The sequence below is a fragment of the Prevotella communis genome, assembly GCF_022024115.1.
GTDB classification, from domain to species: domain Bacteria; phylum Bacteroidota; class Bacteroidia; order Bacteroidales; family Bacteroidaceae; genus Prevotella; species Prevotella communis.
The window spans coordinates 3,099,460-3,121,282 of sequence record NZ_CP091792.1; the positions used below are offsets into that span (position 1 = coordinate 3,099,460).

Here is a 21,823-nt window from a genome sequence, read left to right on the forward strand (position 1 = left end):
TACTACATTAAGAGGTGTTCCAGGGAGGGTATCTCGATGATGCCACGACGCAGGCGGAGGAGACTCTCATCCTGCATGGCATTCAGCACCTGCGACACATCCAGACGACTGTCATTCACCTCCTGGGCCAACTGGTTCATCAGGATACGGAATGTCTTGGGACCTGCAGGATAGACACTATGATCCAGGAAGAACCGGATGATGCGCTGACGCAAATCGGCAGGAGCCTTACGCCAAGGCCAGCGACCACGGCGTTGCGACTGCGTGGCCAACAGATTCAGCAGGTTCAGACGGATAATCAGGAAGTCATCGAGTAATCGGAGCACCTCATCCTTGGTGAGCGTAATGAAATGACTCTCCGTCAGCGTCGTCACACTACTCTGATACTGCGGATGAGCACCAAAGATACTCTCGGGCTGCAGGAGCCAGGGAGCAGCCAACTGTTCAATGACGCTATAGCGACGATCATCATTCACGGTGGTGACAGACAGATTGCCACTAATCAGGAAGAAAAGCTGCTGACACGCATCACCCTCGCGTACGACCGTCTGTCCTGCCTCTAGTTTCAGGAAACCGAATTTCGTCTGTCCGGCCAACAGGAGTAACTCCGCACGACTCAGGCCCTGGAACAGAGGGAAACGCAATAAACTGTCGTATAACCGGAAGTCAGACATAGGAACGTTTTTAAAGACAGAGTATCTTTTTTAAAGACACAGTAACATATTAACACATTTACAGATGAACAGATTTATTGAAAATCTGAGAGGGCTGGCGATGCCCAGGTAGTCAGCTGGCCCTTCTCGTCGGTATAGATGAGATAAGCCATCAGCTCAGGGTGACGGGCTAGAACGGCCTTGGCACCTTCTACGCCAAGCACCATAAACGAGGTGGCATAAGCATCGGCTGTGGCACAATTCTCGGCTAAGACCGTAGCCGACAGCAAACTATGTTGTACAGGATAGCCCGTACGGGGATCAATGGTATGAGCATATTTCCGTCCGCCCTGATAGTAGAAGTTACGATAGTTGCCACTGGTAGCCATGGCATGGTCGGTAATACTCAGCACCGTCTGCATCTCACCCTCCACGTTCAGCGAGTCTTCTGTAGGCTTGGTGATGCCTATATGCCAGTCATCCCCCTTCGCGTTCTTACCACTTACCACGACCTCACCGCCAATCTCCACCATATAATTATGGATGCCGTGAGACTCCAGCAGACGAGCCACCACATCGCAGCCATAGCCCTTCGCGATAGCGCTGAAGTCCATCTGGTTGCGCAACTGCAAGAGACTATCCACCTGCTCGGGTGTAGGCAACTGCTCATGCTTGAAACCAAAGCCCCACGCATTCACCAGCGGTGCCACGGTGATATCAAAGGCACCATCCGTCTCTTTGCTGACCGTCTGTGCCAACTGATATATCTCGTTGAACATCTCGCTGCGCTCCACGGTAGAGTCGCCGCTATTGATACGTGCTACGGTACTCTGAGGGTTGAACATCGAGAACTCACCATCCACCTTCATCAGTTCGGCCTCTATCTCCTGTTGCAGGTCCCTATCACTCTGATACGTGATATTATAGATAGTACCAAACACAAAATTGGTATTCTGCCTATACTCCTTCTGGGCACAGGAAACGAGCAACAGCAAACTGCAAGCAATAAAAAGTAAACGTCTCATCAACTATGAACTAAATATCTATGATAAAATTAAACGTGACACCCAGCGTCGATGAATCCTGAATGCCATATCCAGGTACATACCACGTATTCCCCATCTGTCCGTCGTTATGGCTCAGACGGTTACGATAGCGGGCTGTCCATCCCAGATGCAAAGGACCGGCAATCTTCGCATCTACGCCAAAGACCAGTTCTGCCCAGTGCTGCGAACACTGTTCGTCGGTCACACCATACGATGTATCCCATTTCCACACAGGGTCGGGGAAAGGCTTCCGACTGATATCCACCTTATAACTGGTATAGCCATAACGCAAGCCTGCATAGATACGGTTGGGCGCATGTTTATTCTTCATGATGTTGAAGTCAACACCCAAACGGAAATAAGGGGCACTGGTCTTATACGTGATACCCGTCACCTCATCGTCCTCATGGTTTGCCCTTCCTACGCCCACCTCCAGGATGGGGAAATACTGGTCGTGCAGGTTCACACGCAGCGCAGCCTCATACTGGCCATAGTCGCCCAACTGCATCTGCGCCAGTCCCACGAGATCTGCCGATACAGCAAAGCCACGGAAGAACGGCACCGTGTCGCGCTCAAGTTTCAGGAATCCCTGAGCGGAAGATGAAAGAAGCGACAAGTGGAGCGCCAGGATGACAACAAGCCACCGCTTACTTCTTGAAGTGGATGTGAATATGGTCGAGAGACGGGTCATAGTTTACTTTCGGATTATTGATGAAAATCGTGTCAATCGCCTCGTGAGTGCTACGTACGGCTGTCAGCGTGTGGAAGAAATGCGCACTGCAGTCAACCGACTCGAAATGCGGTGTATCCTCTTTCTTAATCCACACGGTGTCTATCTTAGCCACCTTATTCGTATCTACCAGGCAGAACACGAGTTTATCCTCTGGATGGGTATAACTGACAGGCAGGGAGAACGAGCTGATATCAATGCCACTGTTGAAAATCAGCGTATCATCGCCATCGCTGCGTGTGGACCACACATACAGCGTATCCTTCAGCGTGTCGTTCACCTCAACGCCCCCTACGATGGTCTTCACAGCATAGTTCACCGCCACCTTGTTCTGTACAGGACAGTCGATGGTGGAGCAAGCCGCAAGGAAAAGCAGGAAGGCTGAAAGGCAGAAATACCTCATATCTTCTTTTCTATTTGATACTCGTTGCGCACATTCGACGTACGACTAATCAGGTCGCCCAGGAAGCCAGCCAGGAAGAACTGCGTACCCATCATCATCATGGTCAGCGAGAGGTAGAAGAAAGCTGAGTCTGTGATATAGAGCATGCCCAGCACCTTTCCTACACCCAGGATGAAGGCTGCACAGAAACCAATCAGGAACATGATGGTGCCCAGGAAACCGAATACGTGCATAGGTTTCTTGCCAAAGGTGCTCAGGAACCACAGCGTGAGCAGATCCAGGTAGCCATTCACAAAACGGTTCCAGCCCATGAACTTCGACTCACCGTATTTACGAGCCTGATGGTGAACCACCTTCTCGGCAATCTTGTCGAAACCAGCATTCTTAGCCAGGTAAGGCATATAGCGGTGCATCTCGCCATAGACCTCAATATTCTTCACCACGTCATGGCGATAAGCCTTCAGTCCGCAGTTAAAGTCGTGCAGGTTCTTGATACCGCTCACAGCACGAGCCGTAGCATTGAAGAGCTTTGTAGGCAACGTCTTTGACAGGGGGTCATAGCGCTTCTGCTTGTAACCACTTACAACGTCGTATCTCTCCTCCGTAATCATGCGATAGAGCTCAGGAATCTCGTCGGGCGAATCCTGCAGGTCAGCATCCATCGTAATCACCACATCACCCTCGGCCTCTTCAAAGCCGCAATAGAGCGCAGGACTCTTACCATAGTTACGACGGAACTTGATACCTTTCACATGAGCAGATTTCTCTTTCAGTTCGGTGATGATATCCCACGAGCGGTCTGTACTGCCATCGCTGATAAAAATCACTTCATACGAGAAGTTGTGCTCGTTCATCACACGTTCAATCCAAGCATAGAGTTCGGGAATCGACTCTTCCTCGTTATACAGAGGTATTACTACTGATATATCCATTGTCTTATATTGATTTCAATCCTTTAATTTTCCACTTTCACCTTTTTCATGATAGCCGCGATGGGCAGTCCCAGCATGATGCCACCCATGATAATCGTTGTGAGCATGTTCAGCGCGAAGTCAATGGGGCGCATAGCCTGAAGCATGTGGATACTCTCGCTCACCTGATCGGCCATACCCAACTGCTTGATGACCTCAGCATTCTCCGGCAAAGCCAGTATATTGGTAATCGTCATCACCAGATAGCCCTTGTCCATATAGGCCATATAGGCATACTGAGCCAGGGCGAATATCAGTCCGCCGTAGAAGAACATCAGGCAGATATAAGCCCAGCCGCGCATAAACGAGATACTACCCTCCAGTCCTGTGTCGCGGAAGCGCTTCAGGCGGATGCCCGCAAAGAAAGGCATCAGCACAATGGCGACAATCGACAGGAATCCATACAGTGGGGAGGTAAGACCTGCAACATAACAGGCAAAACAAGTAATCATCAGCACGGCCAGCAATGCTCCGTCAACGCGGGCAAAGGCTTTCAACTGTTTATATTCTGGTGCAGTCACGTCTTTTCTTTTTGTTATATAATAATGTATGACGGTGCAAAAGTACGCATTTTCTTGCACATAACGAGGGCATTGTCTTAAAAAATAGTTAAAATTTCCAAGGCGAAAGCAAATTCTTCACTCTTCACTCTTCACTCTTCACTTTTTTTCGTACCTTTGCACCCGCAAAACACGGGCAGTCCTGTACGGTCAGCTCCCTCGGAATCCCCCAGGATGGGAACGTAGCAAGGGTACTTGGTCGTAGCGACGCGATGCAGACCGCTGCCCACCCGCCTCTTTAGCTCAGTTGGCCAGAGCACGTGATTTGTAATCTCGGGGTCGTTGGTTCGAATCCGACAAGAGGCTCAGGATAAACGTAAGTTCAGGAAAGGATAGGTACACAAACGACCTATCCTTTTTTTACTATAAAGGGAAACTTAAAACGACAAGACAATGAAACCGACACCGATTAAGAAAGAAATCGTAGACACTCTCGTAGAGAGCCTCGGCATCAAGGATTTTGCCAAGGCTACCATTCGTGAAGTAAAACAGGTAGCTGCCAAAGCCGAGAAGGAGAGCGGCGTGGAATATATCAAGATGGAGATGGGTATCCCCGGTCTGCCTGCCGCAAAGGTGGGCGTGGATGCTCAGATCAAGGCTTTGCAGGATGGCATAGCCCACTCCTACCCCGATATCCAGGGCTACCCCGAACTGAAGAAGCAGGCCTCTCGTTTTGTCAAGGCTTTCATTAATGTGGACATTGCCCCCGAGGGGTGCGTACCCGTTTGCGGCTCTATGCAGGGCACCTTTGCCTCTTTCCTCACCTGTTCGCAGGCTACCAAGGGCAAGGACACCGTATTGTTTATTGACCCAGGTTTCCCTGTTCAGAAAATGCAGCTGCAGGTGCAGGGCGTGAAATACGAGACCTTTGACGTGTACGACTTCCGTGGCGACAAGTTGGGTGCCAAACTGGAGTCATATCTCTCTACGGGAAAGATCTGCGCTATCGTTTATAGCAATCCCAACAATCCTGCCTGGATCTGCTTGACAGAGCAGGAGCTGCAGACCATCGGCACACTGGCCACAAAGTATGACGCCATCGTGATGGAAGACCTCGCTTATTTCGCCATGGACTTCCGCCAGGACCTCTCCACACCATTCCAAGCCCCCTATCAGCCTTCTGTGGCCCATTATACCGACAACTATATGTTGCTTATCTCTGGCTCCAAAGCTTTCTCGTATGCCGGCGAGCGTATCGGCGTGGTGTGCATCAGCGACAAGCTGTTCCATCGCCACTTCCCCGACCTGGCCAATCGCTATGAGGGGCTGCCCTTTGGACTGGTTTTCTCTACCCGCATGCTCTACGCCCTCTCATCAGGCACCAGCCACTCGGCCCAATACGCTCTGGCAGCCCTGTTCCGTGCTGCCTGCGACGGTGAGTACCGTTTCCGCGACGATATCAAGGTGTATGGCGAGCGTGCACATAAACTCAAGGAAATCTTCTGTCGCCACAATTTCTATATTGTCTACGACAAAGACCTCGATAAGCCTATTGCCGACGGTTTCTATTTCACCATTGGCTATCCAGGCATGACCAGCGGCGAGTTGGCTCGCGAGCTGATGTACTACGGCGTTTCTGCCATCTGTCTCATCACCACAGGCTCTCATCAGGAGGGTCTGCGTGTCTGCACCTCATTTATTGAGGATCACCAGTACGACCAACTGGAAGAGCGAATGGCAATCTTTGCCGAAAACAATCCACGATGAAAAAACTAATTCTTTTCCTATCAGCAGCGCTGTTCCTCCTTGCCTGTGGAGAGGAAAGCAGACATGTTGATGCCAACGACGTTACGTTGAAGTTTGGTAGCACATGGAACATCTACGAGGAATGTGGCCTCGACGAAAACGAAAACATCATCTACAAGGGTGTCCCCTGGGGAGGCCTGGTGGGCAATTTCCTTGAGCAGAACATGCCCTCCGACCTGTCTGGCTATGAGTCGGTCACCTTCGAGTTCATCGACCCGCTCCCTGTACCTGTACAGGTGGTGGTGGCCAATAAGTTCAAGACCGTCGGCAAACCTGGTCTTACCTCGCTGACCTGCTATTTCGACGGACAGGATGTTACGTCAGTGAATGAGATTGTGCTTCAGCCGCACGACTCGTGCAACATCAGGATCAGCAATGTCTATCTGACGCCTGGCAACAACACCAAGTGGGTTTCCACCCGTATCTGGAAGGGCGAATGTGCCTTTGAGAACTGGACTGGCGGCTTTGTGCTCAAGCCAGAGAACTTCGCCTCAGCCAACGAGGGCGACAAGCTTGAGTTTATCTTCGAGGTCAACAAGGACGACCCGGAAACCAAGTACTGGGTGTTCAAGACCATCTACAACACCACTGATGAGACGCTTGAGGGCAATGACTCCGAGCTCAACGAATGGGGATGTGCCAGCGTGAGCAGCACAGCCACCTCCTACAGAATCCGCCTCACGGCAAAGGACGTCGAGAAACTCAGAAAATATGGTGCTTTCGTCAATGGTTACTATATCAACGTCACGCAGGTGAACCTGCTACGCAAGCAAGTTTCCTATGACGAATAAAGAAAAATAATAAAGGTGCCCCGCAAGGCACCTTTATTATTTATTTCCATTAGAAGTAATAGCGCATACCCACCTGGATGCCGAAGCGCTTGATGCCATAAAACTCATTATCCTTCAGCTCGAAGCCTTCGGGCTTATCCAGTTTCACGGTAATCATATTCATCTGTGCGCCCAGTGCTATCTGATCACTCACCTTGTATTCCAGGCCCATGCGCATCAGCGGTGCCACGTGACTCTCAGAAACAGACAGGTTGCCCACAGACTCCGAATATCTGCAGTAGCCAAAGCCAAGAGCCATATCCCAACGCCACTTGTCAGAAGGCAATGCCAACACCAGACTGGGACCTATATAGTCCAAACGCTGATCAAAACCTTCCTCAAACGACGTATAGTTGTGCAGGTAGTTGACACCGAGGCCGAGGCCCGACGTCCACACGTGGTCATAATCCACCGACACATCTATGCCGCACTTCGACTTATAAACTCTCTCACCAACCTGGAAATCCGAAATCAGCCATGAAGGTCCTACGCTGAAACGCAGGATATTGCGTGGTGCATTCTCATTTCTCTTCTTGATTTCCTCGAAAGGCGACTGATACGTCTGCACATACTGGTTATCCGCAGGCTGAGCAAGCGCATGGTAAAGAGAGCCCTTTACAACACTAGTGTCGCTCTCCGTCTCTGGCATACGCAGCATGGTGCCCCATATACGGTGAATCGTGCTACGCAAATCCGGCTGTCGATGTTCGGTGATGACCAGACCATTACCGCCATTCTTTGCCGTAGCCTTCACAGCCAGGTCGAGCACCTGCTTGAAACTACCTTTTGCAGCCAGTCCGCCGTCAACAACTTTCACCGTACCTATCGCCAGCGTCTGCTCAGGCACTTTTTCATTCATTAAGAACACGCGTACGGAATCTGGCGACAACGCAGCATATTCGCTGGTGTACATATCCGTTACCACCCTTGGTGCACAGCTCGCCATCAGCAAGGCGGCCATGCTCAGGAAAACAATTTTAATTTTCTTCATAGCTGTTTGTAACAATCTTTTCAGGCGCAAAGGTAAGACTTTCTTTTGAAACATCCAAATTATTTTTTACAAAAATATAAATAAACTATCATAATAAAAAATGCAAATTGTTTGGAGGATATAAAGAAAGAATAGCCTTTTAGTAAAAAAAACTAAGAATAAATTTGGATTGTAACTAATATTTAGTTACATTTGCAAGCAAAAGAGAAACAATAGACATGGGAACTAAAGAAAAATTGCGCGAAAGGTTTCTTGCAATGCCCTCAGATTTTACGTTCGATGAGATGCAACGTCTATTAGAGGGCTATGGTTACGAGCGTAGCAATAAGGGGAGAACGTCCGGCTCTAGGCTGATATTCAAGAATGGCGACAAGCGCCCCATCATGTTACACAAACCACATCCTGGCAATATCATGAAAGAATATGCCATGAAACAGGTTCTGAATGATTTACGTGAAGCAGGTTTAATAAAAAAATAATAGGAGGAGACAATATGAATACAATGACGTACAAGGGGTATATCGGTTCGGTGAACTACAGCGATAAGGACCAAGTATTCTTTGGTAAGATTGAAGGAATTAACGGACTGGTAAACTTCGAAGGTGAAAGCGTTAAGGAGTTGACCACTGCCTTTCACGAGGCAGTAGACGATTATTTGACCTATTGCGAAGACGAGGGCATTGAGCCAGACAAAAGTTATACAGGTGTATTGAATGTGCGACTATCTCCCAGCATTCATCGTCAGATAGCCATGCTTGCGTTAAAAGCTGGTATATCCATCAATGCATACATCAAGGACGCATTGGAGAAAAAGGTTGAAGCATCTGTGATATAGTCTTAAATGAAAGGAATCATGATGAAGCATTTTTATCACACCTTATTGTTCTTCCTGTTCCTGGGCCAATATTGTATGGCTCAAACGGAGGCAGTGTTCAATCTGACCCTGGAACATGGGCATTTCTATTGTGAGACGACTCTGAACGGGGCGAAGGCTAAGTTAATGCTGGAGAGTGGCGTGCCAGGCCTGATGATGAGTGAGGCATTCTATGAAGCCCATAAGGACTCCCTGAAAATGGAGGTGAAGGAGTCTGACGAGAAAATCAGGTATCTTGGCGGATTGCGTCATGTGAAATATACGGCTCAGGCACGCCTGCGGATGGGTGATGCTATCTTTGAAGGACCTGTGAAGATCACCAGTGATGACAATGAGCTCAAGATACCTATCCAGATGCTTCATCATCCTCAGGACAACAGTTCTATCGTCAAAATAGACCTTGGTAAGTCTCAATTCAGTGTCTGCAGCAGGGATGCCCTACAGAAACTCACAAGGGAAGCCTCGGATTGGAATCTGACCTACAACCAGTTTGGAATGCCAGATATCACGACCTCATTAACCATTTCTGCTGGTGGATATCAAAAAACCATCACAGGAAAATTCATTGCGGATATGGGAAATGCCTCGCTGCTTTTCCTCAACAAATGCAATGCCAGCGTAGAAAACCTCTTCAGCGATGGAAAGATCAGCCTGAAGGATGCACGCGACAAAAGAACGGGAAAGGTGGTAGCACAGGGCGTCTATGCTGAAGAGCTGACCATCTGCAAGAGGATGTACGAGAATGTCTCTGTGGGTGTGTCCACCTTCAAGTCCTTGGAAGAATGTGGCTTCTTGGGACTGAAGTTCTTTACGATGCCCGCCATCTTTGACTTTGACGAGAATAAACTGTATCTGTGCAAATAACCATAGACAAATCTACATGGTACATGGTAATCAGGGGGTCTTTGATTTTTTCAGGAGAGCATAACGAGCATCACTCATATTTTTTGCGATTTAAAACGGGTATAGGCGCACAGTTGTTTGCGTATGGGCGCACAACCGTTTGGGTGCAGGCAAACGATGGAGAGCAGCCGTTTCTTCCCCTGCTACACCTAGGTTTTTCCCTGCGAGAACTAATACGGGCACTTGCTAGAACTAATATAAAACGCTACAAGTACTATACACAGAACGGTTACATGGTTACAGCTGTAACCATGTAACCATTTTGCTATTACGGATACTATTACACGCATGCAAGATATTGAATGTCAACATATTACTATGAATTTTACCATATCTTCATACTTTAGCGGTTACATGGTTACAGCTGTAACCATGTAACCAGATATGTAGAAAATGTAAATAATCGACAAAAAACTTGGAAGTTAGTGCTATTTTTCTACCAAGATTCTGGCATCTACAGCGATGATGTCGTCGCCATCAGCAAGGAGCGGATTGATGTCCATCTCCTTGATCTCCGTGGCAAAGCGCAGGAGCGTAGAGAGACGCACGATAATCTCGGCATACTTACGTTCGTTGATGCCTCGCTGTCCACGCGTACCTTTCAGTATCTTATAGCCACGCAGGGAACGAATCATGGAGTAAGCCTCCTCGTAAGACAACGGTGCCAAACCAGACGACACATCCTTCAACACCTCCACGAAGATACCACCCAGTCCGCAGAGCACAACATGTCCGAAGCGCGGCTCGTACTTCGCACCAATAAACAGTTCGGTACCACGAATCATCTTCTGCACCATCACCGCCGTAGCATCAGGAATCTGCATCATACGATCGAACTCAGCCGAGAGCACCTGTTGGGAGTGGATATTCAGCGTCACGCCCCCCACATCACTCTTATGCACAGGACCAACCACCTTTACCACTACAGGGTAGCCTACCCTCTCGGCAAAGGCCACTATCTCGTCCTTGTCAGCACTTACAAACTCAGGCACCGTGGGGATGCCGGCAGCAGCAAGGAGGTCGTGAACAATCGAAGGAGAGACCCACCCCTTTGCCCCTCCCTGTGATGGAGGGGAATATATAGTCTTGTCGTCAGTTTTCTCTGTAGAAGAGCTATCCTCTCCCCTCCCTTCAGGGAGGGGTTGGGGGTGGGTCTGAATACTGTCGATAATCCTTCTAATTTGCGGCACATCCACGCCATTCACCACCACATTCTGCTCAGCAGGAGCAGGCGTTTTCATAATCTGCGTCAGCGCCGTGGCCAGCGTCACCTCGTCACAGAAGTTCACATGACCGCGTTTCAGGAATTCCTGAACCTCAGGACCTGCAGTACTCACACTTGGAAGAATGGGGAAAATAGGTTTCTTACACTCTTGAATCTTTTTATGCAAGACGTCATAGACCTCAAATATCTTCACCAGCCCAGGCGTGCCAAAAATCACCATGATGGCATCGATATTATCCATCCGCTCACAGTAGTCGATAGCAATACCCAGATGTTCGGCCGTTCCTGTAGCCAGGATATCAATCGGGTTGGCCACACTACTGCCAGGCAGCAACTTTCCTTTCAGCTCTTCGGCCACAGGTCCCGTAAGCGGCGGTACGTTCATACCACCTTTCGACAGCGCATCCGTGAGCATCACGCCAGGACCACCGGCATGTGTGACGATGGCAAAGTTCAGGCCGCCCTCTCTTTGAGGCAAAGGGGGAAGACAGAGGATGCACCCCACCGTAGTGAGTTCCTCACGACTAAAGCAGCGCACGATACCTGCCTTGCGGAACAGTGCCTCTACGGCAGAGTCGCTGCTGGCGATGGCACCTGTATGACTGCTGGCCGCACGACTGCCGGCTTGCGATGAACCGGCCTTGATAGCGGCAATACGACACCCTTTCTTGATGAGCGACGTAGCGTGAAACAACAATTTATCCGGATCGGCAATATTTTCAATATACAGCAACTTCACCAGCGAGTCGCGCTCGGCATCGAAATGCTCGTCCATATATTCCAACACCGTCTCGATACCATTCTGCTTACCGTTACCGATAGACCAGACGCTATTAAACTGCAGTCCCTTGCTCACTGCACTCTCAAGGATAAACACCGCCGTGGCACCAGAGCCCGAAATAAAGTCAACACCCTTTGGATTGAGGTTGGGTATAGGACGCGTGAAGACAGAGTGATGCCAGCGTGTGAGCAGTCCGATACAGTTGGGACCTATCAGCGCACAGCCATATTGGTCACAGATATCCAGAATGCGCTGTTCAAGCAGAGCACCCTCATGGGTCTCCTCGCTAAATCCAGCAGATATAATAATGAACGCACGCACCTGCTTCTCCTTGGCCAGCAGTTCCACGTAGTCAGGACAATACTTGGCGGCCACCACCAGGATAGCCAAGTCCGTTGGCGGCAATTCCTGCGCATCATGGAAGGCCTTGATACCCTGCACCTCGTCCTCCTTGGGATTCACTACACGCAGCGTACCCTCGTAGCCACCACTCAACAGATTACGCACTACGGCGCCACCAGGTTTATGCACATTATTGGAGCCGCCAATCACCACGATGCTCTCTGGCTGAAGAAGTTGCTTGTTTATCATAGCGTTTTTAGTATTTTGTTGCAAAAATAATACAATTCAGGGAAAAGGCAAAAAGTTTCAAGAGGATTTTTTGGCTGAAAGCATTATTTGTTGTACTTTTGCACTACACAAACCTAAAAACATAGACATGATTTGGAATCCTAACAAAGAGTGCATGAGCCGCGACGAGATGAGCGCGCTGCAAGGCAAACGCCTACACAAAATTGTAGAGTATGTGTACCATAATGTTCCTTTCTATCGCAATAAGTTGCAAGAGATGGACATTCGTCCAGATGACATCCAGACCATCGAGGACATCAAGAAGTTGCCATTTACCACGAAGCAAGACCTGCGCGACAACTATCCCTTTGGTCTCCAGGCAGCCCCGCAGAGCGAGATAATCCGTATCCACGCCTCAAGTGGCACCACAGGAAAGCCTACTATCGTGGGATATACACGTAAGGATATCGGTATATGGAGCGAGACCATGGCTCGCTGTCTGACAGCCTTTGGCGTGTCGCGCGATGACATTTTCTCTGTGGCCTATGGCTATGGCCTGTTTACCGGTGGACTGGGTGCCCACTATGGTGTGGAACATCTGGGAGCCAGCGTCATCCCTGCCGGCACGGGTAACACAGAGAAACACCTGAAACTGATTCGCGACCTGGGCATCACCGGTATTGCCTGCACCCCGTCGTACGCCCTCTATCTGGCCGAGACGATGGAGAAGATTGGCATCAGCAAAGACGATATCCGACTGCGTATCGGTGCTTTTGGTGCTGAGCCATGGACAGAGCAGATGCGCAAGGAGATTGAGAATAAACTGGGACTGAAAGGCTATAACATCTATGGTCTGTCAGAGATTATGGGTCCCAGCGTGAGCTATGAGTGCCAGATGCAGAATGGTTCACACATCAATGAGGACCATTTCTATCCGGAAATAATCAATCCCACCACACTGGAGCCCCTACCCTTGGGACAGACGGGCGAGTTGGTGTTTACCACACTGACCAAAGAAGGTATGCCGTTGCTGCGCTATCGCACACGCGACCTCTGCTCTCTGATACCAGGCACCTGCGACTGCGGTCGTACCAACGTACGCATGGGTCGCATCCAGGGTCGAAGCGACGATATGCTGATTATCCGCGGTATCAACGTATTCCCATCACAGGTGGAGAGCGTCATCCTGTCGCTGCCTGAGTTTGCTCCACGCTACATGCTGATTGTGGATCGTGAGAAGAACCTCGACACGCTGCTTGTTCAGGCTGAATTACGTCAGGAGGTATTTACCTCTACCTTCGACACACCTGCCGCTGTTGATGCCCTGGAGAAGAAGTTGGCCGCTAAATTAAAGAGCGTGCTCAGCATCGCCGCCAAGGTACAGCTCAAAGCACCAGGCACCATTGAGCGCAGTCAGGGTAAGAGCGCCCACGTGATAGATAATAGAAAACTGTAGACCCACCCCCAGCCCCTCCCTGTGAGGGAGGGGAGTAGATAGTTGAAGCTTAGAATGAGTTACAAAACTGCTATTCCTAACAGTTATGGAGTGCTTAAAGCGCATGCACGCGAAAACAGGAAGAATCCAACCCCTGCAGAAACTATTCTATGGGATTGCTTACGGAATAACAGATTAGGAATCAAATTCCTGCGTCAGCACGTCATCGGAGACTATATAGTGGACTTCGTCTCACGACAAGAAGGACTCATTATTGAGATTGATGGCGGTTATCATTCAGAACCTCGTCAACAGATAGACGACAGGCTAAGAGAAGAAGATCTGGAGCAAATGGGCTACCATGTTATTCGGTTTACAAATGAGGAAGTGATTTATGAGACAGAATATGTCACAGAACAGATAAGAAACTATTTCAAATAATTACTAGATGAAACAAGAAAACGACCTAACGACAAAAGTATCTACTCCCCTCCCTCACAGGGAGGGGCCGGGGGAGAGTCCTTTTTTTAATCCTGAACGCGAGACCATGAGTCGCGAACAGATTGAGGCGTTCCAGCTGGAGCGACTCAAGGAGACTGTTCGCCACTGCATGAACAACGAGTTCTACCAAAAGAAATTCAAAGAAGCAGGTATTACACCCGACGACATCCAGACATTGGCCGACGTGCGCAAGTTGCCCTTTACTACAAAGCAAGACCTGCGCGAGACCTATCCTTTCGGCATGTGCTGCGTACCTATGAGAGACTGCGTGCGTCTGCACTCGTCATCAGGCACCACAGGTAACCCCACCGTTATCCTGCACACGAAGAAAGACCTTGACGAATGGGCCAACCAGGTGGCACGTAACCTGTGGATGGTGGGACTGCGTCCTGACGACGTATTCCAGAACTCATCTGGCTACGGCATGTTCACTGGCGGACTGGGCTTCCAGTACGGCGCTGAGAAGTTGGGTATGCTCACCGTACCTGCAGCAGCAGGTAACTCGCTGCGCCAGATAAAGTTTATCAAGGACTTTGGCACTACAGCCATCCACGCTGTTCCCTCTTATGTTACCCGTCTCTACGAGGTGATGCAGGAACAGGGTGTTGACCCACGTCGTGACACCAAACTGAAGGTGCTGGCTATCGGCGCAGAGCCCCACTCTGAGGAACAGCGCAAGCGTATCGAGGATATGATGGGTGTCAAGGCCTACAACTCATTCGGCATGAGTGAGATGTGCGGTCCTGGCGTAGGTTTCGAGTGCCCTGAGCAGAATGGTCTGCATTTCTGGGAGGACTACTATATCGTAGAAATCGTAGATCCAGAGACATTGGAGCCAGTGCCCGATGGCGAGATTGGCGAACTGGTGCTCACCACGCTGTGTCGTGAGGCCATGCCGCTGCTGCGCTACCGCACCCGCGACCTCACCCGCGTATTGGGACGCAGTTGTCCCTGCGGACGTAATCACGTACGTCTGGATCGTATGCGCGGTCGCTCAGACGATATGATGGTGCTGCGCGGCGTCAACATCTTCCCCATCCAGATTGAGAAAATCCTGATGCAGTTCAAGGAACTGGGCAACAACTACCTGATTACCCTGACCACCGATGAGGACAACGACAACATGACTGTTGAGGTGGAACTGGCCGAGATGTTTACCGACGACTACAACCGTCTGCAACAGCTCAGTAAGGACATCACTCGCGCCCTGAAAGACGAGATCCTGCTCACGCCCCGCGTAAAACTCGTACCCCGCGGCACACTGCCCGTAAGCGAAGGCAAGGCCGTGCGTGTGGTTGACAAGAGAAAAGTTTATCAATAAAAATCTATATATTATGACAATTCATCAATTATCCATCTTTATCGAGAACCGCTCAGGCACCCTGATCAAGGTTCTTGAAGTACTGAAAGAGGCTAAAATTCAGATTATTGCCTCTACCATTGCCGACACGGCAGAGTATGGTATCTATCGACTCATCTGCAGCGAACCTCTGCGTGCCTACGATGAGCTGAAGAAATCTGGTGTCGCCGTGGCCCTGAGCGATGTACTTGCATTGGAACTCGACGACGAACCAGGACGTGCTGCCGACGCCGTGAAGATATTCAGCGATGCAGGCATCAGCATTGCCTATATGTACACCTTCCTGCTGCGCGGCAAGGGAATCCTCGTATTCCGTACCGACAACCGTGAGAAGGCACGTGAGGTCATCATCCTGAACAACATGAAGTTTATTGCAGAACAAGACCTGAGTAAATGGGCATAAACACAGTAAAATACTTGCTGTCAGCGCTGCTCTTAGTGAGTTCGCTGACAGCATTTTCTTATGAACATCCTCGCCGCCACATGCTACCACGTAGCATCAGCAGTAAGCGCGCTGCAGCGGCAAAACGCGCCAAATCATATATTGGTGATAAACGTCAGCTGGTAGTCCTTTCCTCTTTTAGCGACCTGGACTTTGAGAGTGAGGATCCCCTTATGCTATGGAACCAGATTCTCAATCAGCCCAACTATCACGAGGGCAACTATCAGGGGTCTGTACACGATTATTTCTACAACCAGAGCTACGGCAAGTTCAACTTGCAGTTCGACCTGTATGCCTTTAAAGTGAACAAAGAGCATGCCGTCTATCACAGTACTGCTACCGATGACGAGAATGCCTCCATGCTATTTGAGGCACTGGCCGACTCCTTGAAAAATACAGTGACAGACTGGGCACCCTACGACTGGGATGATGATGGCTACATAGACCAAGTATTGGTAATCTATGCCGGCATGGGACAGAACGATGGCGGCGACAAGAACACCATCTGGGCTCACCAGGCAGCACTCTCCATATACGAACACGATCCTGTCGTCGTGAATAGTAGCGACAAGAACTACAAAATAGATAATTATGGATTTATACCTGAGATAGGTAATACCTGTGCGACCTTCGGCACATTCTGCCACGAATTCGGGCACTGCATGACACTCCCTGATTTCTACTTTAACAACCTACAGATCGTTGGCAACTGGGACATTATGGATCATGGCAATTACAACTATAACGGCTATTGCCCGCCCAACTATTCTGCCCACGAACGCATGATACTGGGATGGCTCGACGTGAAAGAACTGACAGAGCCTGCATACATCACCAATATGCCAGCCCTCGGCGATGAGCCTGTGGCCTACATGATACGCAATGATGCCTATCCCAATGAGTATTATATCCTGGAGAATCGTCAGCAGCAAGGATGGGACAGATACCTGCCTGGCAGCGGACTTGTGATCTTCCACATCGACTATGACGAACATTTATGGAAATACGAATATCCCAATAAGTATACAGACAACCACTACAGCATCTTTCCCGCCAACGGCATGAACTATACCGTTATGGAAAGCGGATGGGCCTATCCCTATGGAGAGAAAGACTCGCTGACTAATAACTCAGTCCCTGCTGCCACACTGCGTCATGCGGCACAGGACGGCACCAAACTGATGTCGAAACCCATTACGAATATCCGTGTGGACAACGGACTGGTATCTTTTGACTTCATGGGAGGCAACAATAGTCAGACAGCCATTCAATCCCAAACCTCAAACCTAAAACCTCAAATCAAGGAGGTTTACGATCTGAGCGGACGTCAGATTCCTCAGGGAGCAATGGGAACAGGAATGTATATCATCAAATACGCTAACGGCCAGACCAAAAAGGTGGTCCGTCGCTAGCGGCATTTTTCTTTCTTCTTAATCTTCAACGAACGTGATGCGCCCCTGCGACCTGGCATAGGCGGCATCCACCATACCGTTGGCAAAGGTACTCAGATAATCAGCCACACATTCGGCATACAGTTGAGCTGTTACGGGCAACTGAGGACAATTGTTCATCATGCCACCCTTCAGCGTATAGTCTATAGTGCCTATGGTATAGCGACGCTGCAGGTCAAGAGGCTTATAAGTATTGCTCGCTGGGTCGAGCACCTCTACATCCGTCACCCTGTGACTCTTGCTATGCACGGTGAAGCGCATGCCCGACACATGTGGGAAGTTACCCTCTTCGGCGGGCAGTTGTGAGGTACATTTCTCGAGCATCGTCATAATCTGCTGACCAGTAGCCTCCATCTTGATGACATAATTCTCGAAGGGTAACGTATTGAGCACATCACCATAAGTAATCACTCCAGCCTTGATGCTGTTGCGCAGTCCGCCACCATTGGTCAGACCTATCTCAGCCTGCACAGCCTTACGGTATGCATCCGTCACGAGGTCGCCAAGATTCGTCTCACCGCTGCGCACCAGTCGTTTACCACTGGCATCATTGATGGTCAGTTCAAAGTCCGACTTGCACAACCGTCTTGAAGTTTGCTCACTAATTTGTGCCTTCACATCAGCCAGCGTAGCAGCCACCTTCACGCTCGTATAGGTATTCTCAGCAGCAGGCACGAGGGTGGTATATACCTTACCATCCTTGATAACCAGTTTGCCGAAATTAGCAAACTGCGTTCCTGTAGAACTGACTGGCACCTTCTTGCCATCCAGATTGGTGATATCCGTTCTGGCATAGGTGTGATGTGTATGTCCGTCGAGCACCGCATCGATGCCGCGCGTCGCAGCAGCCAGTCCGTAGGAGTCCACACCCGTATCAGACTCCAGTTCTCCCAGATGGGCCAGCACGATGACATAATCGGCTCCCTCCTTGCGTGCCTTGTCGGCAGCCTGCTGCACCATCTGATAGGTCTCCTTTGTATGCAGGTCGTACAACTGGCGACCCTTGTCGTCAAAGAAAGAGTAAGCCTCAGCATCCATCGACTCAGGCGTACTGACACCCACGAAAGCCACGCGCTGACTGCCATACTGCCTGATGACATAAGGCGCCATCAGCGGTTCTGTACCCTGATAGTCGTAGAGGTTCACACAGACAGCCGACGTATTTAGCCCTGGCAGCAGTTCCATGAGGCGCGGCATACCGAAGTCGTACTCATGATTACCCAGCGTCACGGCATCATAGCCCACGCTGTTCATCAGCGTCACGATATACTCACCCTTCCTTAGCGAGCAGGCCACACCACCCGAGAGATAGTCGCCACAGCTCACCACAGCCGTCCAAGCCGTATCACTCTGACTGATGGCATCACGCAGACCGGCCAGTTTGGGATAACCGTCAATCTGTCCGTGCACATCATTCTCGTAGAGCACCACGATACTTTTCTGATGCTGCTGTCTGGCAACATGCTGACCTGTAGAGCAGCCTATCAAGGCACCCACTGTCAATAGCAGGATACAAAGGTTCTTTTTCATAGGTATTTCACTTTTATGTTACAAAGGAAGTGTCATCACGAAGCGGGCACCCGGCTGGTAAGTGGTATCCAGTTCCACATCGCCACCCAGTCGGCGGGCAATAGAACGAGCCACCGTCAGACCGATACCCGTACCATCATAGTAGTTGTCCAACTGCACGAACTCCTCAAAGATATGCTCGGCCTCAGCAGCGGGTACACCGATACCCGTATCCTCCACCACGAAGCGCATCATCTTGTCCGTCTTCTCCAGTATCAGCCTGACGCTGCCCTGCTTGGTGAACTTACGTGCATTATCCAGCAGGAGCATCAGGGCACGTGAAGCCTGACGCATATTCGTGTGCAGCATAGCAGATTCCACATCGGGTGCCACCTGCATCTCGAAGGTGATATGACGATCCTGTTGCATACGTGCCTCTTCTGCGGCCTGCGATGCTATCTGCGGAGCCGACACATCATCATGGCTCTCGATCACAGCCGTACTGTTGGCATCACTCAGTTCCAGCATCTTGTTGACCAGTCCTGTGATACGGTCCGTACTCTCGATGATACGTGTATTGATATCATTCTTCGTGGCCTCATCAAGTTTCACATCCGGTGCCGTGATAATCTGCGTAAAGCCGGATAGCACATTCAGCGGCGTGCGTATCTCGTGCGAGATCTGCTGGATGAAGTTGGTCTTCATCTTCGAAGACTCCTCTGCACGGGCGTTGGCCACCTTCAGCAAGGCATGCTCACGGCGCAACTTTGCTGCTGCCACATGTCTGAGATACATCGCCAGCAGAAGGGCTACGACCAGTACGACAGCCATACCGATGAGGAAGCGCGAACGCTCCAACTGGGTCTGCATCTTCAGTTCGTCAACCTTATAGAGCGTGTTCAGCTCGTCCAACTGGATACGCATCTCGCGGTTAAACACTGAGTCCTTCTGATAATAGAGGTCGCGGAAGGTCTTGGCAGCCTCATCCATCCGTCCCATCTGCAGATAGGCCTCACCACGGAAAGCGGCCACATCGCCACCAGCATTCAGGTCGAGCGCCTCCAGACTGTCGCAATAGGCCAGCACCTGCTCTGCCTGCTTGGCAGCAAGGGCATAGTGCACACGTACGTAATATATACGGTATTGTCCCAGAGGCGTACCACAAGCCTTCTGCATCTCCTCCGCCTTGCATATCTCCTGTTCAGCTTCCTCAATTCGGTTCAGTCCGGCAAGGGCCGAAGCCTTATTACAACGACAGGCGATATAGGTGGGAAAATGCAGTTCTGGGAATGCCCCCTTACGCTGCAAGCGACGCAAGATGCCCTGTTCCCACTCGTTGGCAACATCGAGCTCCTCAGTATAGCGGTGACTCTCGTCAAGCGTCTGACAAAGGTAGTCGAATACCGTCGTGAAGGCCTCCACCTCGCTCTCGCGCTGTTTCAGCTGTTTGATACACTCACGAAACACATCGATAGCCTGGTCATACTGACCCATGCTCTCATAGACCACACCCATCAACTGATAGGCAGCAGCCTTACCGAAGTTGTCATCATTCTTCTGGGCATCGGCCAACATATCCTGGGCTTCGCGCAGGGCCGTCTGGATACGTGAGGAATACATATAGACGCAGGCCTTACTGTCCCACGTATCATAATAACGGTTCCACTGACGGTGTTTCTTAAACCACGCCATCTGCTCAGGAGCCTCCTTCAGCAGCATGGAGTCCATGGCACAGTTGGTCAGTACGGCCACCTTGCTCCAGCGGGCTTTTCCCTCGCCTTCGATATTATGCTCACCCTGCTCGAAAGCAATCCATTCATCCAGGCAGTCGAGGGCTGCCTGCGGATTATCTTCGCTACTGAGCAGTTGCGAGAGTTTCATATAGGCCTTAGAACGCTCATTGCCTTTCAGCGTGGGAACAACCTGGCGCAGGGAGTCGATGGTAGACGCACCCATCTGCAGACAGATTCCGCATAATAGTATGATAGCTAATTTTATGATTCTCATTATTTCCTCTATACCTTATTCTATTCAGTTTGCAAAGGTAAGCAAAAAAATGCATTCCCGCAAAATTTAATAATAAAACTTAAAAACAGAACAATTTCACTTAACTACCCTCAATTTATTTGGAGGGTACGGATTATTGTATTAATTTTGACAAAACAAAACCATTAAAAGGTACAATTAAACTTTTTTTGAAAAAAAAATCGCGAAAGTGCGAGATATTTTCCTAAAACTGTCGTATAACAAATAGAGATAGACAAAAAGATGAGTGCTCTGACAGAGACAGAACTTGTAGAGGCCGTCAGGCAAGGACGGCGCGAGGGACAGACAGAGATGGTCAGTCGCTATGCCGAGCGTGTCTTCGCCATGATAGCGAGACAGGTGCCCGACATGATGGACGCCCAGGAGCTGACACAGGACACCTTCCTGCGGGCCTTCAGTCATATCGACAGCTACGCCCCTCACAAGGCTTCGCTCTCCACCTGGCTCTGCCGCATCGCCTACCGGCTGACACTTGACCATCTGAGACGACGACGGCCTGTGATTGTAGCGATGGAAGACAATACTGACATCAGCGACGAGGAGCTGGAGGCAGAACTGAGCACTGGGCGCGAAGAGAGGATAGAGCAACTGATGGAGGTGATTGACGAACTGCCAGACGACGAGCGAATGCTCCTGACACTCTACTACTTCGAAGACCGTCCGCTCGCAGAGATAACCTATATCACAGGTATCGAACCTGCAGCACTGGCCAACCGCCTTTACAGGACGAGAAAGAAACTCTATCGCAAGTTAAATAATTGAAGATTCATTCAGCGCTGAAAAGAATGTTTCATGT

At 50.0% G+C, this 21,823-nt stretch carries 21 protein-coding genes and 1 tRNA gene; 12 read left to right on the top strand and 10 right to left on the bottom strand.

Annotated elements, in window-relative coordinates:
- Window positions 1-2 precede the first annotated feature (2 nt).
- The 6 genes from L6468_RS12830 to L6468_RS12855 form a co-directional block, all read right to left on the bottom strand.
- On the bottom strand, window positions 3-674 hold the full coding sequence (locus L6468_RS12830; RefSeq protein ID WP_237793512.1) for a Crp/Fnr family transcriptional regulator: 672 nt from the start codon (window positions 672-674) through the stop codon (window positions 3-5).
- Window positions 675-748: 74 nt separating this feature from the next.
- Complete coding sequence (locus L6468_RS12835) at window positions 749-1,678, bottom strand: FAD:protein FMN transferase (protein ID WP_091814043.1); 930 nt, start codon at window positions 1,676-1,678, stop codon at window positions 749-751.
- A gap of 10 nt (window positions 1,679-1,688) precedes the next feature.
- Entirely contained in the window at window positions 1,689-2,390 is a 702-nt protein-coding gene (locus L6468_RS12840) for a DUF6048 family protein (RefSeq protein WP_237793513.1), read from the bottom strand.
- A complete protein-coding gene (locus L6468_RS12845) occupies window positions 2,347-2,832 on the bottom strand; it encodes a DUF6452 family protein (RefSeq protein WP_237793514.1) in 486 nt (161 codons plus the stop codon). The genes L6468_RS12840 and L6468_RS12845 overlap by 44 nt, the downstream gene beginning before the upstream one ends.
- Entirely contained in the window at window positions 2,829-3,764 is a 936-nt protein-coding gene (locus L6468_RS12850) for a glycosyltransferase family 2 protein (RefSeq protein WP_091814034.1), read from the bottom strand. Before L6468_RS12850 ends, L6468_RS12845 begins: the two co-directional genes overlap by 4 nt.
- Window positions 3,765-3,787: 23 nt before the next feature.
- Window positions 3,788-4,324 carry a DUF4199 domain-containing protein gene (locus L6468_RS12855; protein ID WP_237793515.1) on the bottom strand — a complete coding sequence of 179 codons (537 nt, stop codon included), beginning with the start codon at window positions 4,322-4,324 and terminating at the stop codon, window positions 3,788-3,790.
- A 271-nt stretch (window positions 4,325-4,595) separates the two neighbouring features.
- On the opposite strand from L6468_RS12855, the gene L6468_RS12860 reads away from it, so the two are divergent.
- The 3 genes from L6468_RS12860 (at window position 4,596) to L6468_RS12870 (ending at window position 6,900) form a co-directional block, all read left to right on the top strand.
- A tRNA-Thr gene (locus L6468_RS12860) sits at window positions 4,596-4,669 on the top strand.
- A gap of 87 nt (window positions 4,670-4,756) precedes the next feature.
- The gene (locus L6468_RS12865) at window positions 4,757-6,070 is read left to right on the top strand and encodes an aminotransferase class I/II-fold pyridoxal phosphate-dependent enzyme (RefSeq protein WP_237793516.1); all 1,314 of its coding nucleotides are present in this window, start codon (window positions 4,757-4,759) and stop codon (window positions 6,068-6,070) included.
- Complete coding sequence (locus L6468_RS12870) at window positions 6,067-6,900, top strand: hypothetical protein (RefSeq protein ID WP_237793517.1); 834 nt, start codon at window positions 6,067-6,069, stop codon at window positions 6,898-6,900. Before L6468_RS12865 ends, L6468_RS12870 begins: the two co-directional genes overlap by 4 nt.
- A 49-nt stretch (window positions 6,901-6,949) precedes the next feature.
- Here L6468_RS12870 and L6468_RS12875 read toward each other — a convergent pair whose 3' ends face one another.
- Window positions 6,950-7,930 carry an outer membrane beta-barrel protein gene (locus L6468_RS12875; protein WP_237793518.1) on the bottom strand — a complete coding sequence of 327 codons (981 nt, stop codon included), beginning with the start codon at window positions 7,928-7,930 and terminating at the stop codon, window positions 6,950-6,952.
- A gap of 218 nt (window positions 7,931-8,148) precedes the next feature.
- Here L6468_RS12875 and L6468_RS12880 point away from each other — a divergent pair, with 218 nt between their 5' ends.
- From L6468_RS12880 to L6468_RS12890, 3 genes are read left to right on the top strand one after another with little or no spacing between them, the layout of a single operon-like run.
- Window positions 8,149-8,409: a type II toxin-antitoxin system HicA family toxin gene (locus L6468_RS12880; RefSeq protein WP_237793519.1), complete on the top strand. Its 261-nt coding sequence runs from the start codon at window positions 8,149-8,151 to the stop codon at window positions 8,407-8,409.
- 14 nt (window positions 8,410-8,423) lie between these two features.
- Entirely contained in the window at window positions 8,424-8,765 is a 342-nt protein-coding gene (locus L6468_RS12885) for a type II toxin-antitoxin system HicB family antitoxin (protein ID WP_237793520.1), read from the top strand.
- Between the two features lie 18 nt (window positions 8,766-8,783).
- Complete coding sequence (locus L6468_RS12890; RefSeq protein WP_237793521.1) at window positions 8,784-9,668, top strand: hypothetical protein; 885 nt, start codon at window positions 8,784-8,786, stop codon at window positions 9,666-9,668.
- Between the two features lie 467 nt (window positions 9,669-10,135).
- Here L6468_RS12890 and L6468_RS12895 read toward each other — a convergent pair whose 3' ends face one another.
- Window positions 10,136-12,304 carry an acetate--CoA ligase family protein gene (locus tag L6468_RS12895; RefSeq protein WP_237793522.1) on the bottom strand — a complete coding sequence of 723 codons (2,169 nt, stop codon included), beginning with the start codon at window positions 12,302-12,304 and terminating at the stop codon, window positions 10,136-10,138.
- A gap of 127 nt (window positions 12,305-12,431) precedes the next feature.
- On the opposite strand from L6468_RS12895, the gene L6468_RS12900 reads away from it, so the two are divergent.
- From L6468_RS12900 to L6468_RS12920, 5 genes are all read left to right on the top strand, one after another.
- Entirely contained in the window at window positions 12,432-13,739 is a 1,308-nt protein-coding gene (locus L6468_RS12900; RefSeq protein ID WP_237793523.1) for a phenylacetate--CoA ligase family protein, read from the top strand.
- 54 nt (window positions 13,740-13,793) lie between these two features.
- Entirely contained in the window at window positions 13,794-14,159 is a 366-nt protein-coding gene (locus tag L6468_RS12905; RefSeq protein ID WP_091814007.1) for an endonuclease domain-containing protein, read from the top strand.
- Between the two features lie 106 nt (window positions 14,160-14,265).
- Window positions 14,266-15,540 carry a phenylacetate--CoA ligase family protein gene (locus tag L6468_RS12910; RefSeq protein WP_237796682.1) on the top strand — a complete coding sequence of 425 codons (1,275 nt, stop codon included), beginning with the start codon at window positions 14,266-14,268 and terminating at the stop codon, window positions 15,538-15,540.
- Between the two features lie 13 nt (window positions 15,541-15,553).
- The gene (locus tag L6468_RS12915; protein ID WP_091852609.1) at window positions 15,554-15,982 is read left to right on the top strand and encodes an amino acid-binding protein; all 429 of its coding nucleotides are present in this window, start codon (window positions 15,554-15,556) and stop codon (window positions 15,980-15,982) included.
- Window positions 15,973-17,433 (top strand): M6 family metalloprotease domain-containing protein, encoded by a 1,461-nt coding sequence (locus L6468_RS12920; RefSeq protein WP_237793524.1) that lies wholly within the window; start codon window positions 15,973-15,975, stop codon window positions 17,431-17,433. The genes L6468_RS12915 and L6468_RS12920 overlap by 10 nt, the downstream gene beginning before the upstream one ends.
- Window positions 17,434-17,451: 18 nt before the next feature.
- Here the strand turns inward: L6468_RS12920 and L6468_RS12925 are convergent, their stop codons facing one another.
- Together L6468_RS12925 and L6468_RS12930 are read right to left on the bottom strand one after the other, a co-directional pair.
- Complete coding sequence (locus L6468_RS12925) at window positions 17,452-19,002, bottom strand: bifunctional metallophosphatase/5'-nucleotidase (RefSeq protein ID WP_237793525.1); 1,551 nt, start codon at window positions 19,000-19,002, stop codon at window positions 17,452-17,454.
- Between the two features lie 18 nt (window positions 19,003-19,020).
- Window positions 19,021-20,988, bottom strand: a complete 1,968-nt coding sequence (locus tag L6468_RS12930; protein ID WP_237793526.1) for a tetratricopeptide repeat-containing sensor histidine kinase — start codon at window positions 20,986-20,988, stop codon at window positions 19,021-19,023.
- A gap of 261 nt (window positions 20,989-21,249) precedes the next feature.
- Between L6468_RS12930 and L6468_RS12935 the strand changes: the two genes are divergently transcribed.
- Window positions 21,250-21,789: an RNA polymerase sigma factor gene (locus tag L6468_RS12935; protein WP_237793527.1), complete on the top strand. Its 540-nt coding sequence runs from the start codon at window positions 21,250-21,252 to the stop codon at window positions 21,787-21,789.
- Window positions 21,790-21,823: the final 34 nt, after the last annotated feature.

Bases quoted from the DNA above. Each gene is read 5' to 3' on its own strand.
- L6468_RS12870 (WP_237793517.1), top strand. From the start codon at position 6,067: ATGAAAAAACTAATTCTTTTCCTATCAGCAGCGCTGTTCCTCCTTGCC.
- L6468_RS12835 (WP_091814043.1), bottom strand. From the start codon at position 1,678: ATGAGACGTTTACTTTTTATTGCTTGCAGTTTGCTGTTGCTCGTTTCC.
- L6468_RS12915 (WP_091852609.1), top strand. From the start codon at position 15,554: ATGACAATTCATCAATTATCCATCTTTATCGAGAACCGCTCAGGCACC.
- L6468_RS12875 (WP_237793518.1), bottom strand. From the start codon at position 7,930: ATGAAGAAAATTAAAATTGTTTTCCTGAGCATGGCCGCCTTGCTGATG.
- L6468_RS12930 (WP_237793526.1), bottom strand. From the start codon at position 20,988: ATGAGAATCATAAAATTAGCTATCATACTATTATGCGGAATCTGTCTG.
- L6468_RS12910 (WP_237796682.1), top strand. From the start codon at position 14,266: ATGAGTCGCGAACAGATTGAGGCGTTCCAGCTGGAGCGACTCAAGGAG.
- L6468_RS12865 (WP_237793516.1), top strand. From the start codon at position 4,757: ATGAAACCGACACCGATTAAGAAAGAAATCGTAGACACTCTCGTAGAG.
- L6468_RS12885 (WP_237793520.1), top strand. From the start codon at position 8,424: ATGAATACAATGACGTACAAGGGGTATATCGGTTCGGTGAACTACAGC.
- L6468_RS12905 (WP_091814007.1), top strand. From the start codon at position 13,794: ATGAGTTACAAAACTGCTATTCCTAACAGTTATGGAGTGCTTAAAGCG.
- L6468_RS12830 (WP_237793512.1), bottom strand. From the start codon at position 674: ATGTCTGACTTCCGGTTATACGACAGTTTATTGCGTTTCCCTCTGTTC.
- L6468_RS12840 (WP_237793513.1), bottom strand. From the start codon at position 2,390: ATGACCCGTCTCTCGACCATATTCACATCCACTTCAAGAAGTAAGCGG.
- L6468_RS12890 (WP_237793521.1), top strand. From the start codon at position 8,784: ATGATGAAGCATTTTTATCACACCTTATTGTTCTTCCTGTTCCTGGGC.
- L6468_RS12895 (WP_237793522.1), bottom strand. From the start codon at position 12,304: ATGATAAACAAGCAACTTCTTCAGCCAGAGAGCATCGTGGTGATTGGC.
- L6468_RS12900 (WP_237793523.1), top strand. From the start codon at position 12,432: ATGATTTGGAATCCTAACAAAGAGTGCATGAGCCGCGACGAGATGAGC.
- L6468_RS12845 (WP_237793514.1), bottom strand. From the start codon at position 2,832: ATGAGGTATTTCTGCCTTTCAGCCTTCCTGCTTTTCCTTGCGGCTTGC.
- L6468_RS12880 (WP_237793519.1), top strand. From the start codon at position 8,149: ATGGGAACTAAAGAAAAATTGCGCGAAAGGTTTCTTGCAATGCCCTCA.
- L6468_RS12850 (WP_091814034.1), bottom strand. From the start codon at position 3,764: ATGGATATATCAGTAGTAATACCTCTGTATAACGAGGAAGAGTCGATT.
- L6468_RS12935 (WP_237793527.1), top strand. From the start codon at position 21,250: ATGAGTGCTCTGACAGAGACAGAACTTGTAGAGGCCGTCAGGCAAGGA.
- L6468_RS12920 (WP_237793524.1), top strand. From the start codon at position 15,973: ATGGGCATAAACACAGTAAAATACTTGCTGTCAGCGCTGCTCTTAGTG.
- L6468_RS12925 (WP_237793525.1), bottom strand. From the start codon at position 19,002: ATGAAAAAGAACCTTTGTATCCTGCTATTGACAGTGGGTGCCTTGATA.